15 protein-coding genes are annotated in these 15,156 nt (G+C 70.2%); 11 read left to right on the top strand and 4 right to left on the bottom strand.

Going from position 1 to position 15,156, the window contains the following annotated elements; all coding sequences use genetic code 11:
• Nucleotides 1-198: 198 nt before the first annotated feature.
• The 7 genes from ACWEQG_RS28685 to ACWEQG_RS28655 all read left to right on the top strand — a co-directional run bounded on the left by ACWEQG_RS28685 (nt 199) and on the right by ACWEQG_RS28655 (nt 6,955).
• Nucleotides 199-1,284: a LacI family DNA-binding transcriptional regulator gene (locus tag ACWEQG_RS28685; RefSeq protein ID WP_452289415.1), complete on the top strand. Its 1,086-nt coding sequence runs from the start codon at nt 199-201 to the stop codon at nt 1,282-1,284.
• Nucleotides 1,285-1,590: 306 nt separating this feature from the next.
• The gene (locus tag ACWEQG_RS28680) at nt 1,591-2,967 is read left to right on the top strand and encodes an MFS transporter (protein ID WP_452289413.1); all 1,377 of its coding nucleotides are present in this window, start codon (nt 1,591-1,593) and stop codon (nt 2,965-2,967) included.
• A complete protein-coding gene (locus ACWEQG_RS28675) occupies nt 2,964-3,743 on the top strand; it encodes an SDR family NAD(P)-dependent oxidoreductase (RefSeq protein ID WP_452289411.1) in 780 nt (259 codons plus the stop codon). Before ACWEQG_RS28680 ends, ACWEQG_RS28675 begins: the two co-directional genes overlap by 4 nt.
• A 12-nt stretch (nt 3,744-3,755) precedes the next feature.
• Complete coding sequence (locus ACWEQG_RS28670; RefSeq protein ID WP_452289410.1) at nt 3,756-4,511, top strand: SDR family NAD(P)-dependent oxidoreductase; 756 nt, start codon at nt 3,756-3,758, stop codon at nt 4,509-4,511.
• The gene (locus ACWEQG_RS28665; protein WP_452289408.1) at nt 4,508-5,509 is read left to right on the top strand and encodes an asparaginase; all 1,002 of its coding nucleotides are present in this window, start codon (nt 4,508-4,510) and stop codon (nt 5,507-5,509) included. The genes ACWEQG_RS28670 and ACWEQG_RS28665 overlap by 4 nt, the downstream gene beginning before the upstream one ends.
• A 30-nt stretch (nt 5,510-5,539) precedes the next feature.
• Nucleotides 5,540-6,418, top strand: coding sequence for a polysaccharide deacetylase family protein (locus ACWEQG_RS28660; RefSeq protein WP_452289406.1), 879 nt, complete (start codon nt 5,540-5,542; stop codon nt 6,416-6,418).
• A gap of 27 nt (nt 6,419-6,445) precedes the next feature.
• On the top strand, nt 6,446-6,955 hold the full coding sequence (locus ACWEQG_RS28655; protein WP_452289404.1) for a hypothetical protein: 510 nt from the start codon (nt 6,446-6,448) through the stop codon (nt 6,953-6,955).
• 79 nt (nt 6,956-7,034) lie between these two features.
• Here ACWEQG_RS28655 and ACWEQG_RS28650 read toward each other — a convergent pair whose 3' ends face one another.
• Nucleotides 7,035-7,493 carry a MarR family winged helix-turn-helix transcriptional regulator gene (locus ACWEQG_RS28650; RefSeq protein WP_452289602.1) on the bottom strand — a complete coding sequence of 153 codons (459 nt, stop codon included), beginning with the start codon at nt 7,491-7,493 and terminating at the stop codon, nt 7,035-7,037.
• Nucleotides 7,494-7,586: 93 nt separating this feature from the next.
• Here ACWEQG_RS28650 and ACWEQG_RS28645 point away from each other — a divergent pair, with 93 nt between their 5' ends.
• On the top strand, nt 7,587-7,766 hold the full coding sequence (locus tag ACWEQG_RS28645; protein WP_452289402.1) for a hypothetical protein: 180 nt from the start codon (nt 7,587-7,589) through the stop codon (nt 7,764-7,766).
• 25 nt (nt 7,767-7,791) lie between these two features.
• On the opposite strand, the gene ACWEQG_RS28640 is transcribed toward ACWEQG_RS28645, so the two are convergent.
• Entirely contained in the window at nt 7,792-8,277 is a 486-nt protein-coding gene (locus ACWEQG_RS28640) for a DUF4829 domain-containing protein (protein ID WP_452289401.1), read from the bottom strand.
• Between the two features lie 69 nt (nt 8,278-8,346).
• Entirely contained in the window at nt 8,347-10,065 is a 1,719-nt protein-coding gene (locus ACWEQG_RS28635; RefSeq protein ID WP_452289399.1) for a glucuronyl esterase domain-containing protein, read from the bottom strand.
• A gap of 844 nt (nt 10,066-10,909) precedes the next feature.
• On the opposite strand from ACWEQG_RS28635, the gene ACWEQG_RS28630 reads away from it, so the two are divergent.
• Nucleotides 10,910-12,730: an RICIN domain-containing protein gene (locus ACWEQG_RS28630; RefSeq protein WP_452289397.1), complete on the top strand. Its 1,821-nt coding sequence runs from the start codon at nt 10,910-10,912 to the stop codon at nt 12,728-12,730.
• 74 nt (nt 12,731-12,804) lie between these two features.
• Here the strand turns inward: ACWEQG_RS28630 and ACWEQG_RS28625 are convergent, their stop codons facing one another.
• The gene (locus tag ACWEQG_RS28625) at nt 12,805-13,719 is read right to left on the bottom strand and encodes a DUF72 domain-containing protein (RefSeq protein ID WP_452289395.1); all 915 of its coding nucleotides are present in this window, start codon (nt 13,717-13,719) and stop codon (nt 12,805-12,807) included.
• Nucleotides 13,720-13,812: 93 nt separating this feature from the next.
• Between ACWEQG_RS28625 and ACWEQG_RS28620 the strand changes: the two genes are divergently transcribed.
• Together ACWEQG_RS28620 and ACWEQG_RS28615 are read left to right on the top strand one after the other, a co-directional pair.
• Nucleotides 13,813-14,373 carry a hypothetical protein gene (locus ACWEQG_RS28620; protein ID WP_452289393.1) on the top strand — a complete coding sequence of 187 codons (561 nt, stop codon included), beginning with the start codon at nt 13,813-13,815 and terminating at the stop codon, nt 14,371-14,373.
• 74 nt (nt 14,374-14,447) lie between these two features.
• The gene (locus ACWEQG_RS28615; RefSeq protein ID WP_452289391.1) at nt 14,448-15,128 is read left to right on the top strand and encodes a TetR/AcrR family transcriptional regulator; all 681 of its coding nucleotides are present in this window, start codon (nt 14,448-14,450) and stop codon (nt 15,126-15,128) included.
• Nucleotides 15,129-15,156: the final 28 nt, after the last annotated feature.

Here is a 15,156-nt window from a genome sequence, read left to right as displayed (position 1 = left end):
TTTCCTGTCACTCCACTACCAAGAGTGACCGTCCTCGGGGATCCGAAGCGCGGGCGCGGTTCCCGGACCGGCCCGGAGGCGGGACAATGGGCACGGTCCCAGGCGGGACAATGGGCACGGTCCCGGAGGGGACAATGGGCATGTCCGGCGCGTGTATGGGCGCGGGCCGGCAGACGATCGCGGGTGCAGGGAGTGTCGATGGGCAGGCGGACGCCCCACGCCACGCTCCAGATGATCGCCGATGAGACGGGCGTCACCCCCTCGACGGTCTCCCGGGTGCTGAACTCGGCCTCCGAGGCGTCGGCGCGCCGCTGGGCGTCCGCGGAGACGATCATCCGGATCCGGGCCGCGGCGGTCTCGCACGGGTACACGCCCAATCCGCAGGCCGTCGGGCTGCGGACGCAGCGCTCCCGGCTGATCGGCGTGATCGTGCCCCGGCTCCAGGACTACGTGCTCGCCACCATCTACGAGGGGATCGACGAGGCGGCCACGGAGAAGGGCTTCGCCACCTTCGTCACCAACTCCCTCGACGACCCGCAGAAGCGGGCACGCGCGACCGAGACGCTGCTGTCCCGCCGGGTCGAGGGCATGATCTTCGGTGACGCGCAGTTCGACGGCGAGTTCCTGCAGGGGGTCGCCGAGCGCGGGATGAAGTTCGTCCTCGTCTCCCGGCGCGCCCGCGACTTCCCGTCCGTGACCTGCGACGACCACCTCGGCGGCAGGCTGGTGGGCGAGCACCTCGTCTCCATCGGACGCCGCGACGTCGCGATCCTGGCGGGTGAGCCGTACGCCTCCACCGGCCTCGACCGGACGCGGGGCGTCATCGACGCGCTCCGCGAGGCGGGTGTGGACGTCCCGCCGCACCGCGTCGTCCACGGCCACTTCGACGCGCAGGGCGGGCGCGAGGCGGCGGAGCGGATCCTCGACAGCCGCCCGCTGCCGGACGCGATCTTCGCCGCCAACGACTTCGCGGCGATCGGCGTCATGGGTGCGCTGCGCGACAGGAAGCTGTCGATCCCCGACGACGTCGCGCTGGTCGGATACAACGACACCGCGCTGACGGCGGAGCTGCCCACGCCGCTGACCACCGTACGGTCGCCGATGCACGAGATCGGACGGCGCGGGCTGGAGATGCTGCTCGACCTGCTCCAGGGCATCGAGGTCGAGCCGCTGCGCCTGCCGCCCACGCTCGTCGTCCGCGAGTCGACGGTGTCGGCGGTGTCGGCGGTGCCGGCGGAGGCCTCCCGGTTTGCCGGCACGGACGGGTCCGGCCCGTCCATGTGACCCTTGACATGGGCGGATGCCACATTTAACCTGCCTGCAGGTTACACAAAGGTTTGGGTAGTGACCCGGGACGCACCGGTCCCCAGGTGCGGCCCACCCGGCCAGGCGCGTGGGGTAGACCATTCCACCGTCGGCCGGCGTGACGCCGATGTACGCATACGTGACGGGCGCGCGACAAGCGGGCGGCCACGTCTCATCGCACGCGAAAAGGTCAGGGTTTCGTCTTCGCTCCTCACACAAACCTTTGTGCAACGTTACACAAACCTTTGTGTGCCTTCTTGGGCCCAACTAGGAGGAGTCCCCCACATGGGAGCTGTCCCATCCCAGGGAGCGCCGGGCGCGTCCCTGCGAGCGCCGGCGAACGAACCCTGGAACCGGCCGGTGACGAAGCGGGCGGTCGCCTACGTCAGCGTCATCGCCTTCCTCGCCTGGGTCGCCTCCGTGTACGACTACACCCTCTTCGGCACACTCCTGCCCAAGATCGGTGAGCATTTCGGCTGGTCCACGAGCCAGTCGACGATGGTCAACACCTTCGCCACGGTCGGCGTGTTCGTCGTCTCCCTCGTCGTCGGCCCGGTCCTGGACAAGATGGGCCGGAAGAAGGCCCTGGTCCTGCTGATGACCGGCGGCGCGCTCGCCTCGGGGCTCACCGGACTCGCGGTCGGGGCCGCGAGCGTGATCGTCATCCGGGCGTTCACCGGCCTGTCCCTCTCCGAAGAGGTGGTCAACGCCGTCTACCTCAACGAGATGTTCAAGAAGGTGAAGAACCGGGGCTTCGTCTTCAGCCTGGTGCAGGCGGGGTGGCCGGTGGGCGCTCTGCTGTCGGCGGGCATCACGGCGGTCCTCCTGCCGCTCGCCGGGTGGCGGTGGTCCTTCTTCTTCGCCCTCGCCTTCTCCATCCCGATCATCCTGCTCGCGCTCAAGCTGCCCGAGTCTCCGACGTTCCTCGCGATGAAGGAGGTCAAGCGCCGGCAGGAGCAGGGTGATCACGACGGGGCGCGCCTGCTCGCCGGGGAACACGACGTCACCGAACTGGTGGACGGCAGGACGAGCGGCGCGCTCAAGGACGTCCTCGCTCCCGGGCTGCGGCGGCACACCATCAGCCTGGCGCTCGCGTGGCTCACCAACTGGATGGGCATCCAGGTGTTCTCCGTCCTCGGCACCACGGTGCTGGTGGAGGCGAAGGGCGTCACGTTCGAGAGCGCGCTCATCGTCCTCGTACTGTCCAACATCGCCGGATTCGCCGGATACCTCTTCCACGGCTGGATCGGCGACCGGATCGGGCGGAAGCTGACGATCACACTCGGCTGGCTCATCGGCGGCTCCGTCAGCCTTCTCATGCTCCTGCTGCCCACCGGGCAGGGGCTCACCGTCGCGCTCTACGCGCTGACGCTTTTCTTCCTCAACGGCCCCTACGCCGCGATGTTGTTCTACATGGGCGAGTCGTTCCCCGCGCACGTGCGGGGAACGGGAGCCAACGTGGCGCACGTCATGGCGCCGCTGGGCGGCATCGCCGGATCGGCGCTGCTCAGCGTGCTCCTCGCGGCCGGGCTGTCCATGACCGTCGCCGCGATCAGCGCCGGCTCCGTGTTCATGCTCATCTCGGGCTTCCTGATGCTCGGCACGAACACCACCAACCGGTTCGGCGACCACGCGGCACAGCAGAAGGAGGTTCTCGCATGACCAGGGACGACGGGCTCGAGGGCAAGGTCGCGGTCATCTCGGGAGGGGCCAGCGGCATCGGCCGGGCCCTGGCCGTCGCCTACGCCAGGGCCGGGGCGCACTCGGTCGTCGGCTACTACCCCGGCGACCCGCACGACGCGGGCGACACCGTCGCCGCCGTCGAGGCCGCGGGCGGGCGCTGCGTGGCCGTGGAGCTCGACGTCCGGTCGCATGAGCAGACCGAGCGCTTCGCCCAGGCGGCGGTCGACGCCTTCGGCCGCCTCGACATCGCCGTGGCCGCCGCGGGCGTGCTGCGCCGCCAGGCGCTGGCGGAGATGACCGACGGCGCGTGGGACGACATGCTCGCGGTCGACCTCGGCGGCGTCCTTCGGATCTTCCGCTCCTGTGCGGCCCATATGGCGCAGGGCGGCGCGATGGCCGCCACCTCCTCCATCGCCGGTGGCGTGTACGGATGGGAGGAGCACAGCCACTACGCGGCGGCGAAGGCCGGCGTGCTCGGGCTGTGCCGTTCCCTGGCCGTCGAGCTGGCGCCGCGCGGGATCCGCGTGAACGCGGTGATCCCCGGGCTGATCGAGAGCCCCCAGTCGCTCGACGAGGTCAACTCGCTCGGCCCGCAGGGCCTGCGGGAGGCAGGGAACATCATCCCGGCCGGACGGGTGGGCACGGTCGACGAGGCGGCCCGAGTGATCCGGTTCCTCACCTCCGACGACGCCGCGTACGTGACCGGGCAGAGCGTGATCGTGGACGGCGGGCTCACCGTCCGCTGGCCGAGCTGAGGGGAACGGACCATGGGAGCTCTCGACGGCCAGGTCGCCGTCATCACCGGCGCGTCGAGCGGGATCGGGGCCGCGACGGCCCGGCTGTTCGCCGCGGAAGGCGCCCGTCTCGCCCTGCTCGACGTCAAGCCCGTCACCGGGGAACTGCTCGGCCTCGGCACGGACGCAGGCCGTGCGAAGGGCCAGGCCACGGGCCATATCGTCGACATCACCGACTCCGCCGCCGTCGAGCGTGCCATGGCCGAGGTGGTCGAACGGCACGGCCGGATCGACGTGCTGGTCAGCGCGGCCGGCATCCTCGACGAGGTCCCCTTCCTGGAGATGACCCCGGAGCGCTTCGACCGGACCATCGCCGTTGACCTGCGCGGGGTCTTCCTCGCCGCCCGCTACGCCGCGCCGTACATGGTGGAGGCGGGCCGGGGCCGCATCGTCAACATCGCCTCCCAGCTCGGGATCAAGGGCGGCACGGGCCTCGCCCACTACGTCGCCGCCAAGGCGGGCGTGATCGGCCTGACGAAGGCCCTCGCCCTCGAACTCGCGCCGAAGGGCGTGCTCGTCAACGCGATCGCGCCCGGCCCGATCGTGACGCCGCTCATCGACGGGCTGTCGGAGGAGTGGAAGCGGAGCAAGGCCGCGGAGCTGCCGCTCGGCAGGTTCGGCCGGCCCGAGGAGGTCGCGCCGACCGCGCTGCTCCTGGCGAGCTCGCCCGGCGGGGACATCTACGTCGGCCAGACGCTCGGTCCCAACTCCGGCGACGTGATGCCGTGAGCACTCACGCGGAAGACGGCTCGCGGAAGGCGCGCGTCGTCGTCATCGCGACCGGCGGGACCATCGCGTCGAGCAGCGAACCCGGCGGCCCGGCGGTGGCGCGCAGGACCGCCGCGCAACTCCTCGGCTCCACCGGCTACGGGGACGTCGAGGTCGAGGGCCGCGACCTGTTCAGCCTCGGCTCCTACCTGCTCGGCCACCGTGAGCTCCGCCTCGTCGCGGAGGCCGTCGCGGCGGAGATCGCCAGGGACGACGTGACCGGCGTCGTGGTGACCCACGGCACCGACACCATGGAGGAGACGGCGTTCCTCCTGGACCTCGTCCACCGCGGCGACAAGCCCGTCGTCCTCACGGGCGCCCAGCGGGCGGCCGACCAGCCCGACAGCGACGGGCCGCGCAATCTCCGGGAGGCCGTCGCCGTCGCCGCCTCTCCCGATGCGCGCGGGTGCGGTGCGCTCATCTCCTTCGCCGGGCGGATCTTCGCCGCCCGGGGCACCCGCAAGCACCACACCGTCGCCGCCCAGCCGTTCAGGACCCTGGACGGCGGTCACATCGGCCGCGTCGACTCGACGGGGGTACACATCACGGCGAGGCCGGTGCGGCCGGCGCCGCTGGACCCGCCCGGCCCCCGCTTCGACGACACCCGGGTGGACGTCGTGACGGTCCATCCCGGCGCCGACGCCGCGCTCGCCCGGGCCGCCGTACGCGCCGGGGCGCGGGCGGTCGTGCTCGCCGGGACCGGCGTCGGCAACGCCAACCACGCTCTGCTGGACTGGATTACCGAGGCCGTGGCCGCGGGAACGGTCGTGGCGCTGTCCACGCGGGTGGCCGAGGGGCCCGTCGTGCCCACGTACGGCAACGGCGGCGGGGTGGACCTCGTACGCGCCGGGGCGCTGAGCATGGGCGGGCTGCCCGTCTACCAGGCGAGGCTGCTGCTGGCGCTGCTGCTCTCCCAGGGGGTCTCCGTCACACGGCAGGCCCTCGCCGCCCATGTCTGATCCATCGATACCAAGAGAAGAGGATGCGCTGTGGCCAAGGAAATCTTCGTAGCGTTCGGGATCGACGTCGACGCCGTCGGCGGCTGGCTCGGCTCCTACGGCGGTGAGGACTCCCCGGACGACATCTCGCGTGGCCTGTTCGCCGGGGAGGTGGGCGTCCCGCGGCTCAACGCCCTGATGAAGAAGTACGACCTGCCGTCGACCTGGTTCTGGCCTGGGCACTCCATCGAGACCTTCCCCGAGCAGTTCGAGCAGGTCGTGGCCGCCGGACACGAGATCGGCCTGCACGGCTACAGCCACGAGAACCCGATCGCGATGAGCCGCGAGCAGGAGTCGACGATCCTCGACTACTGCATCGACCTCATTCAGACGCGCACCGGCCGGCGCCCCACGGGGTACGTCGCGCCGTGGTGGGAGTTCTCGCCGGTCACCAACGAGCTGCTGCTCGAACGCGGCATCAAGTACGACCACTCGCTCATGCACCGCGACTTCGAGCCGTACTACGTGCGCGTCGGCGACACCTGGTCGAAGATCGACTATGACAAGGACGCCCGCGAGTGGATGAAGCCGCTCGTGCGCGGGCAGGAGACCGACCTCGTCGAGATCCCGGCGAGCTGGTACCTCGACGACCTGCCGCCCATGATGTTCATCAAGACCAGCCCGAACAGCCACGGCTTCGTCAACCCGCGCCACATCGAGGAGATGTGGCGGGACCAGTTCGACTGGGTCTACCGGGAGTCGGACTACGCCGTCTTCACCTTCACGATCCACCCGGACGTCTCGGGCCGTCCGCAGGTTTTGCTCATGCTGGAGCGCCTCATCGAGCACATCAACAAGCACGAGGGCGTGCGGTGGTCCACGTTCGACGCCATCGCGGACGACTTCAAGGCCCGCCGCCCCCGGGCGTAACCGTCTCGGAGAGGGAGCGCGAACAGGATGTGCGGTGCGTGCGGAGGTCCGCCCGCGGACTGGGCCGGGCCCCTCGTCTCCGGGCACCGGCGCCGGGCGGCGATCGCCCGGTTCGTCGGCGCCGTGTGCAAGGGAGTGACGGTCCGTCCCGTCCCGCAGGGGTGGCTGGCGTCCGGCAGCACCGGCGGGGCGCGCGTCGCGCCGACCCTCGACCGGCTGCTGGACGGCGTGGCCCGTCTCCTGGTCCCGTCGGGATGGGACGAGCTCGAAGCGTCGCTGCGCGGCCACGAGCGCGGGACCGGCCATGAGGACGACGTCTACCCCGGCTACCGTCCGCCGTCGGCGGCGCATCCGCCACAGGCCGTCACGGTCATGAGGGTGCCGCCCGGCGGCGCCCTGCACCTGCGGCTCGCCGCGTTCGGGCTGGGCGTCCGCGTGTTCGAACGCCGCGCGGTCGCCCTCGACGCCCCCGACCGGGCGGCGCCGTTCCGGCTGCTCGCGGCGGAGGGAAGGATCGTCGGCGCCGGTCCGGGGTGAACGGCGGCCCGGGATGGGCGGCGATGCCGGCGCGGGGTGAACGGTGGCACCGGCCTGAGGCGAACGGCGACGCGGGCCGTTATCGATGTCCGGCGAGGTGCGCGCCGGTGGCGGCGGCGATCACCCGGGTGAGCGCCTGGTGCAGGTGCTGCAGTTCGGTCAGCTCCATGCCCAGTCGCTCGACGATCGTCGCGGGCACCTTCTCGGCCTGCCGGCGCAGCGCGCGTCCCTCGTCGGTCAGCACCACCGCGAGCGCTCGCTCGTCGTCGCTGGCGCGGCGGCGCTCGACGAGACCGGCGGACTCCAGTCGCTTGAGCAGCGGCGACAGCGTGGCAGGCTCCAACTGCAGCAGCCGGCTGAGGTCCTTGACGGACAGCGGCGCGTGCTGCCACAGGGCCAGCATCACCAGGTATTGCGGATGGGTCAGCCCCATCGGTTCGAGCACGGGCCGATAGAGGCCGATGACCGACCGCGAGGCGACCGCCAGGGCGAAGCAGACCTGGTTCTCCAGGGCCAGCGGGTCGACGGTGTCGCCAATCTCACTCACTACGCACCTCCACTGCCATGGTACCGGGTTAGTACACTAACGATTAGTGGACTAAGCGCCAGCGCCGAGAACACAGGAAGTGCCATGGCCCGTAGGAAGAGTCTCGAAGAGCGCATCGCCGATCGCGTCGCCAAGCGCCCGCCGATGAAGGAGAGCAAGCACTTCGAGCACGGCCCCGCCAAGTGGATCTTCGCCAGCGTGCTGGTGTTCGCGGTGCTCGTTCACTTCGTCATCGTCGGCATCGTCATGCTGCTGGGCGGCTGACCGAGACGGCGCCCCGCCGCGGATGTCAGCCCACTCCCGCGTCGTCGATCCGCCAGGGCTCATCCTCGCCCGCCCGGACCAGGACGTATCCCCAGACCGTTGGGCTGTCCGGCATCGAGACGTCGTCACTGTGGCGGAGCGTGAACGACACCGGAACGTACACCGCCTCCCGGTGGCGCCCGCCGTTCCGCGAACCGTAGCCGGGTTCGGGCCGCGGTACCTCGATCTTCACGTCGGACAGCTCGGCATCGTCGAACAGGCTGCCCGTGACGTTCTCCTCCCGCTCCGCGAAGCGCCGTGTCGACAATCGCCGCCCCGCCTCCACGTCGTGCGCGTTGATCGCGTCGAGGTACGCGGCCACCACCTGCCGAGGTGAGGCGCTGTCGGGAAGAGACGTTTTCGTCTCGCCGTTCCGGCAGCCCGCGACCAGCGTGAGGCCCACAACGGCGAGGACGAGCCCGCCGGCAACCCGGGCAGAAATCATGACCCAATTGTGCGTCGTGCGGAACATGTGGAGGCCCGCGGCATGGTCGCCGCGGGCCCGATCGATTCATGGTTCACCCGGTCGTGGCCGGTGCGGTCACGGGCTGGTGCAGGTGATCGCCGGAGTGGCCGAGGACCCTCCGGCGATGAAGCCGAAGGTCGTGCTCCCGTTGGCCGCGACCGAGCCGTTCCAGGCCTCGTTGCGCACCGTCACGGCCGAGCCGGAGCCCGAACGTACGCCTCCCCAGACCTGGGTGACGGTCTGCCCGCCGGGCCAGGTCCAGTTCGCGGTCCAGCCGTTGATCGAGGAGGTGCCCGCACGCACCGTGACCTCGCCCTGCCAGCCGCCGGACCAGGAGTTGACCACGCGCATCGTCGCCGAGCACGCGCCGGTCACTCCGCCGGACGGCGAGGGGCTCGGGCTCGGAGACGGGGACGGGCTTGGGCTGGTGCTGGGACTCCCGCTGGGCGAAGGAGTCGGGGAAGGGCTCGGACTCGGGCTCGGAGACGGGGACGGGCTCGGGCTGTTGTCGGTCAGGACAGGGGTGGTCCAGTCCCTCCACTGCGACAGGTTGCCGGACTTCCTGGACGAGATCCGGAACACCCCGGCGGCGTTGCCCGACTTCACCAGGAACTTCTGGATGTTCTGCTGCAGAGGCGTCCGCCATTCCGACCTCGTGGCACAGTGGGTGCCGTCCTGCACGTCGGACCAGTAGCTGATGTTGTCCCCCGCGCCGAGCGCCTTGTAGACCTCCGCACCCGCCAGGGCCGACACGCTGCCCGACTGTGCGCCCAGCCAGTCGACGTGGGGGTTCTCCATGATGAACAGCCCGCGTGGGGCGATCATCCCCACCATCTCGTGCGTGTCGACCGGCAGCTGGCTCGGGTTGCCGGTGAAGGAGCCGAACGCGTCACCCAGCCACGGCTGCTCGGAGTAGGCGCTGCTCAGCGGCTGCGCGCCGCTTTCCTGGGCGACGCCGCGCAGGATGGGAACACCGGCGCTACCGGACTCGATCGGCATGGTCAGCGCGATGCGCTGGTCGAACACTCCGGCCGTGAAGGCGCCCTTGCCGTACCGCGAGCATCCGGTGACGCCGGTCGCGTCCGCCTTGAGGATGCTCCCGCCCGACTGCTCGATGACGTCGATGATGCGGCTCACGCCCCAGGCCCAGGCGGCGAGCAGCCCGGTGCTGCTCGAAGAGCCGTAGATGCTGTAGAAAGCACCCTGTTTGTTGTTGCGCGCCGTGCCTTCCTTGCCGACCGTGAACGGGTCATAGCTGATCACCGCGGCACCGCTCGCCTTGATGGTGGCGGTGTCCGCGCCGAATCCTCCGTACACGATGACGGCCGGGAACGGCCCGGTGCCGCTCGGCAGGTCCACCGTCGCGGAGAAGCCGGCGCTCCTGCCGTTGGCGGACACGTTCACGGTTATTCCGGTCCGCGAGACCGTGCCCGTGACGCTCGCCGGCTTGCCGGGCTTCTCGCCGTAGACGTAGCGCTCGGCCAGCTTCTTGATCTCCTCGCGGCGGCACCGCCACTCCGACTTGGACGTGATGCGCTGCCCGTTGATCTTCTTGAAGGGATCGGGAAGCCGGGAACTGGACGTCGGCGACCCCAGGTCGGGCACCGGGCAGTCGGCGCCCTCGTCCTCGACGCCGGCCGCGGCCGCCGCGACGAGCGTGGCGGTGGTGGCGTCCGCCCTTGGGATCTCTGTTATCGCGAGGCCCAGCGAGAGCGCCGCGACGGCGCCGATGACGAGCGCGCGGCGTACGCCCGGGGTTCGGCTCCCGCCGTCCGAGCCGACGGTGCCGATCACCGGGCGCTCCCCGGGCAGGACCGGTCTGCACCGGTGGTGGGCATGCGTCCGGCCTGCGGCGGACTCTCCACTTGTGCAGGCGAGACCGTGAGAAGTTTCAAGGTGACTCGTCCTTCCTCCTGAGGATCCCGGACCTGCCATCAGGTGCCGTGATGACCACAGGCGAGTAGGTGGGTAGTTTCGGAGAATTGCCGAAAACTTGCGATCTTCACAAGGCCCAAATCGCGCGAGGTAATGATCGTCCCCGTCCCGACGGAACAGCGCTGTTCGGGGCTGTCGCATCGACCGTGCGCACCGAAGTTTCGTCTTCGTACACGAAAGTTTCAGAGTCGCCGGTGCCGGCATCTTCGGAAGCCGCGGATGCGGTGACGCAGCGCCCGGCAGCCGGAGCTCGCCGCGCCGTCGGGCCGTGCCCCCTCCGGCGGATACCCGGGCATATTCGGCCCTGGTTTTCGGCCGGTCTTTCAGGGCCGTTCAGATCGGCTTCTCACGCCGGCCGGCTTCGCTTTTCGACGACCCCAGTGGAACCGACGGCCCAGGGAATCCGTGGACGCGCTCGTCCCGGCTTGCCGTCCGAAACTTCTCCGGCAGTTCCGCGTCTTGACACCGTCTGTCTTTCCCGAGCCTGTATCCGCTCTCTTCCCGCGCGATGCGTCCTCCCAGGCAGAACCGCGTCACCGAAACAGACCGAAACGCCGGAACAGACATTTGATCTGCCACTTGACCATTTCTGTCAACACATTGAGAGATATCGCACAAAGATCGAAATGTTCGCCTGCCCGATGTGATCATTCTCGTGAATCGCCCCATGAGGGCGTATCCGTACCGATGGGAGTTCATCGGAATGCAGTTCAGGCGAACCCTCTCCCTGGCGGCAATGTGGGCGCTCGCGACCGCCCTGATCGTCTTACCCTCGCAGGCGTCGGCCGCCGCACCGCCGGACGACGGCCCCTCCCGCGTCGCGTCCGACGTGTTCCCCGGCGCCAAGGTCGGCCATCGGGCCGGCCCGGCCCCGCTCGCGTCCGCCTCGGCGGCCGAGGCGCAGGCGTCCCCTCAGCTGGTGGCCTGCGACGGCGACGGCACCAGTGGCAAGCGGGTGGAGGTGCTGTACGTCCGCGAGGCGTCCATGCCCGACCGGTACGCGCAACTGCTGCCCATGATCCGGGCCTGGCTGGCCGACGCGGACGACCAGTTCAACGACGCCGCGGCGACCTCCAACCGCAGCCGGCACATCCGCTACGCGACCACAGCCGTGTCCGGCGGCTGCGCCCCCGTCGTACGCAACCTCGTGGTCCCGGCCGGGTCGCTGGTCGACTTCGACTCGGGGGTCAACGCGGTGAAGGCCCTCGGCTACACCAGCACGGACCGGCACTACCTCATGCTCACCGAGGCCACCGTCATCTGCGGCATGGGTGAGATCAAGGGCGACGACCTGACGACCGGGTCCGCCAACCTCAACAACGGCCTGGCCTACGCCCGGGTGGACGCCATCCCCGGATGTTTCGGCGCCAACGCCATCGCCCACGAACTCGGGCACACGTTCGGCGCCGTACAGATGAGCGCGCCGCACTCCGACGGCAGTTGGCACTGCCTGGATCAGTGGGACCTCATGTGCTACGGCGGCACCCCGTCGTGGAACTGCCTCCAGTGGAACGACTACCGCCTGCCCGACTGCAACCGGGACGACTACTACAACGCCGCCCCGGCCGCCGGGAGTTACCTGGCCACGCACTGGAACACCGCCAACAGCGCCTACCTCATCGCCGGGAACACGGCCGACAGCGACCCCCATCCCAAGGTCGGCAACACCTATGTCATCACCAACGTGGCCACCGGCGGGGCGCTGGAGCCCATCGGCGGGTCCACCGGCGCCCTCACGGAGCTGAGCCAGCGCACCCGCGTCGACACTCCCAGCCAGAAGTGGCTGATGGGCTACACCACCGGGCTGCAGTTCATCAACGTCGGCAGCCGCCTGTGCGCCGACAGCTCCTACAGCGGCACCACGCCCGGCACGACGCTGCTGCAGTACATCTGCAACGGCCAGGACGGCATGCGCTTCGCCTACCTGCCGGTCGGCACCAACACGTACGCCATCTTCGACTGGCTGTCGGGCCTGGCGCTGACCGCGACCGGTTCCCATCCCTCGCCGGTCACCCAGCAGACCTACACCGGCGCCACCAACCAGCAGTGGGTGTTCAACCAGGTCACCGGTATCGCGCCGGTCAACAACAGCGTCTACTACCTGCAGGGCCTGGGCAGCCGCGACAACGCCGAGCCGGCCGGCGGCTCGACCGCCTCCGGCGCGCTGGTCACCCACAACGCCCCGTCGGGGGCGACCAGCCAGCGGTGGCGGCTGCAGGCCACCGGGTCGTACTGGAACCTGGTGAACGTGAACAGCTCCAAGTGCCTGGACCTGGTCTCGGCGAGCACCTCGAACGGCACGCAGATCAGACAGGTGACCTGCGGCACGGCCACCAGCCAGCAGTGGACGCTGCGACGGGTCGCCGACGGCACGTTCTACCTGGTCAACCGCTTCAGCGGGAAGGTGCTCGACAGCCCGCCGGGCGGCGGCACCACCCTGGAGCAGCAGACCATCACCGGCAACACCGACGGTAACCTCGGCATCGTCGCGGGTGACCAGATCTGGTACCTGAACCCCGCCTGACGCTCCTCGCGGGCCGCCCGGAACCGTCCGGGCGGCCCGCATCGTCGTGCCGCCCGCCGCGCAGTACCAGCGCCTCAGGTCACTGCGCCGGGAGGCCTGACGACGTCGGCGCCTCGTTCGTCGAGCAGCTCGGCCAGGCGTGCCGCGTTGCGCTGGGAGTTGTCGGCGCAGCAGTTGTTGGTCAGGACGTGTGTGGTGGTCGTACGGGCGGCCAGATCGGCGATCCTGCCGGCCCAAAGCCGGAGTTCCTCCTCCGAGTAGAGGTAGCCGAACCGCTCCTCGATCACGCGGCTCGTCCACTTCTCCGAGTGACCGTGGAGGCGGACGACGGCGAGGTCGGAGGTGGCCGCCAGCACCGGCGGGACCGACGAGGGATGTCCCTGCGGCATGTCCACTCCGACATACGGCACGTCGTTGGCGGCCAGGAAGCCGAGGGTGCCGCTCCGGGTGGCCTCGTCCATCCAGGCCGCGTTGCGGAACTCGACGCACATGCGCATTGGCAGGCAGCGGTCACGGCAGCGCAGGATGTATCGGCGGTTCGCCTCGCTCGGCGGGAACCACTGCGGGAACTGGAACAGCACCGCGCCGAGCTTCCCCGATTCGTGCAGCGGCTCCAGCGCGCCGAGAAACCGGCGCCACACCTCCTCGACGACCTCCGGGGGGAGGTCGCGCCGGTACAGCGTCCGCGTGGGCTCCCCCAGCACGGCCCGCAGGTCCTTGTACAGCGCGGCAGGCCGGGTCGGGTGCCCGGTGAGCAGGGAGAACGCCTTGACGTTGAAGGTGAAGTCCTTCGGCGTGCGGTCCCGCCACAACTCGGCCGTACGCCGGGCCGGCGGGTTGTAGTAGGTGGCGTCCACCTCGACCAGGGGGAACCGGCCGGCGTAGTAGCCGAGCCTCTTCTCGGGAGTGGAGGCCTCGGCGGGATACCAGCCCGACGCGAGCAGCGACTTGTCCGTCCAGGAGGCCGTACCGACCAAGATCTTGCCCATGTCTTGACCTCTCCCCTCCCTGAGGGAGGGGATTCCGGCCGTCGCCGACATCGGGCCGCGAACTTCTCCGCCGGGCACGGACTCCAACAGGACATGAAGCTCACGACCTCGTTCCGTGTCGTCCTCCCCGCCGCCGTGGCCACCACCGTGGCCGCCACCGTGGCCGCCACCGTGGCCGCCGCGTTGGTCTCCGCCGCGGCGCTGCCCGCCGGCGCGGCCGCCATGCCGAAGTTCGCCAAGCCCAAGGTCTTCGGGACCTCGTTCCAGACCGATCCCCGTCACGACTTCACCAGGCACATCTCGCCCCGGCATGACGGCATCCTGCGGGGCTGGGTCACGTACTACCGGTCCGGGACGGCGGAATACGAGCCGATCAAGTGGGTGAAGGACACCAGCGGCCACACGGAGGGGTATTTCACGGGTCCCGCCGAGGGTGACGCCATGGCCTACGCCTCTCCCCTGGCGAAGAACGTCGTGTTCTACAGCGCCACCGGATGCAAGGGCACCACGGTGACGGTCGAGAACGACAGCCTCGGGTCGAAGCGGTGCTCCCGGAGTGTGCTGGTCTCCCGGATGAAGGACGGCCATCGCCCGGCGCTCATCACCGTCTACCGCGGCAGGATCGTCAAGGTCCAGGAGATCTACACCCCCTGACCGGCCCCGCCGATCACGGCCGGCCTGATCCGCCTCGGGGGGCGCCGATGAGAGGCACTCACCATAATGAGGGGATGTCAACGCCGCGGCAGCGCTACCGGGACCAGGTCCGTTCGGAGATCAAGCAGATCGCGCTCGTCCAGATCGGCGAGGGCGGGGCCGCGGCGCTCAGCCTGAACGCGGTGGCGAAGCAGCTCGGCGTCACCGGCCCGGCGATCTACAAGTACTTCCGCAGCCGTGACGAGCTGCTGACCGAGCTGATCCTGCAGGGCTTCGACGAGGTCGGCGCGGCCGTACGCACCGCCGTACGCGAGGGAGCGCCGCGGGAGCGGCTGCACGCGCTTGCCCGGGCCTTCCGCGACTGGGCCGTGGCCAACCCGCACCTGTTCCAGTTGCTGGCCGGCGCCCCCTCGCCCGGCCACCAGGCGCCCCCGGAGAGCGTGCTGCGGGCCCGCGACGTGCTCGGGCCCTTCCTCCCGGTGTTCGCCGGGGGACGCTGCCGTCCGGGGGCCGAAGGGCTGCGCGACCAGATGCGGCGGTGGGTGGAGGAGACCCCGGCCGTGGCCGGATGGGTGCGGGCGTTCGCCCCGCAGGGAGACCCCGCGACAGCTCTCACCGGAACCGTGCTGGCCTGGGCCCAGCTCCAAGGCGTGGTGAGCCTGGAGGTCCAGGGGCAGTTCGCCGGGATGGGCCACGACGGTGCCACCCTGCTCGCCGCCTGCATGGACGGCCTCGCTGACATGCTGGATCTGTAGGCGGCCTGCTCCGAGCGCCCGCGACCGC

This window comes from Microbispora sp. NPDC004025 (assembly GCF_053604425.1).
Note: the sequence above shows the minus strand (reverse complement) of the source record. Positions and strands in the feature narration are given on the sequence as shown.

Excerpts from the sequence above, each read along its gene's own strand:
- ACWEQG_RS28655 (WP_452289404.1), top strand. The coding sequence starts at position 6,446 with ATGTGCGGTGCGTGCGGAGGTCCGCCCGCGGACTGGGCCGGGCCCCTC.
- ACWEQG_RS28645 (WP_452289402.1), top strand. The coding sequence starts at position 7,587 with ATGGCCCGTAGGAAGAGTCTCGAAGAGCGCATCGCCGATCGCGTCGCC.
- ACWEQG_RS28685 (WP_452289415.1), top strand. The coding sequence starts at position 199 with ATGGGCAGGCGGACGCCCCACGCCACGCTCCAGATGATCGCCGATGAG.
- ACWEQG_RS28680 (WP_452289413.1), top strand. The coding sequence starts at position 1,591 with ATGGGAGCTGTCCCATCCCAGGGAGCGCCGGGCGCGTCCCTGCGAGCG.
- ACWEQG_RS28630 (WP_452289397.1), top strand. The coding sequence starts at position 10,910 with ATGCAGTTCAGGCGAACCCTCTCCCTGGCGGCAATGTGGGCGCTCGCG.
- ACWEQG_RS28615 (WP_452289391.1), top strand. The coding sequence starts at position 14,448 with ATGTCAACGCCGCGGCAGCGCTACCGGGACCAGGTCCGTTCGGAGATC.
- ACWEQG_RS28640 (WP_452289401.1), bottom strand. The coding sequence starts at position 8,277 with ATGTTCCGCACGACGCACAATTGGGTCATGATTTCTGCCCGGGTTGCC.
- ACWEQG_RS28670 (WP_452289410.1), top strand. The coding sequence starts at position 3,756 with ATGGGAGCTCTCGACGGCCAGGTCGCCGTCATCACCGGCGCGTCGAGC.
- ACWEQG_RS28675 (WP_452289411.1), top strand. The coding sequence starts at position 2,964 with ATGACCAGGGACGACGGGCTCGAGGGCAAGGTCGCGGTCATCTCGGGA.
- ACWEQG_RS28620 (WP_452289393.1), top strand. The coding sequence starts at position 13,813 with ATGAAGCTCACGACCTCGTTCCGTGTCGTCCTCCCCGCCGCCGTGGCC.
- ACWEQG_RS28625 (WP_452289395.1), bottom strand. The coding sequence starts at position 13,719 with ATGGGCAAGATCTTGGTCGGTACGGCCTCCTGGACGGACAAGTCGCTG.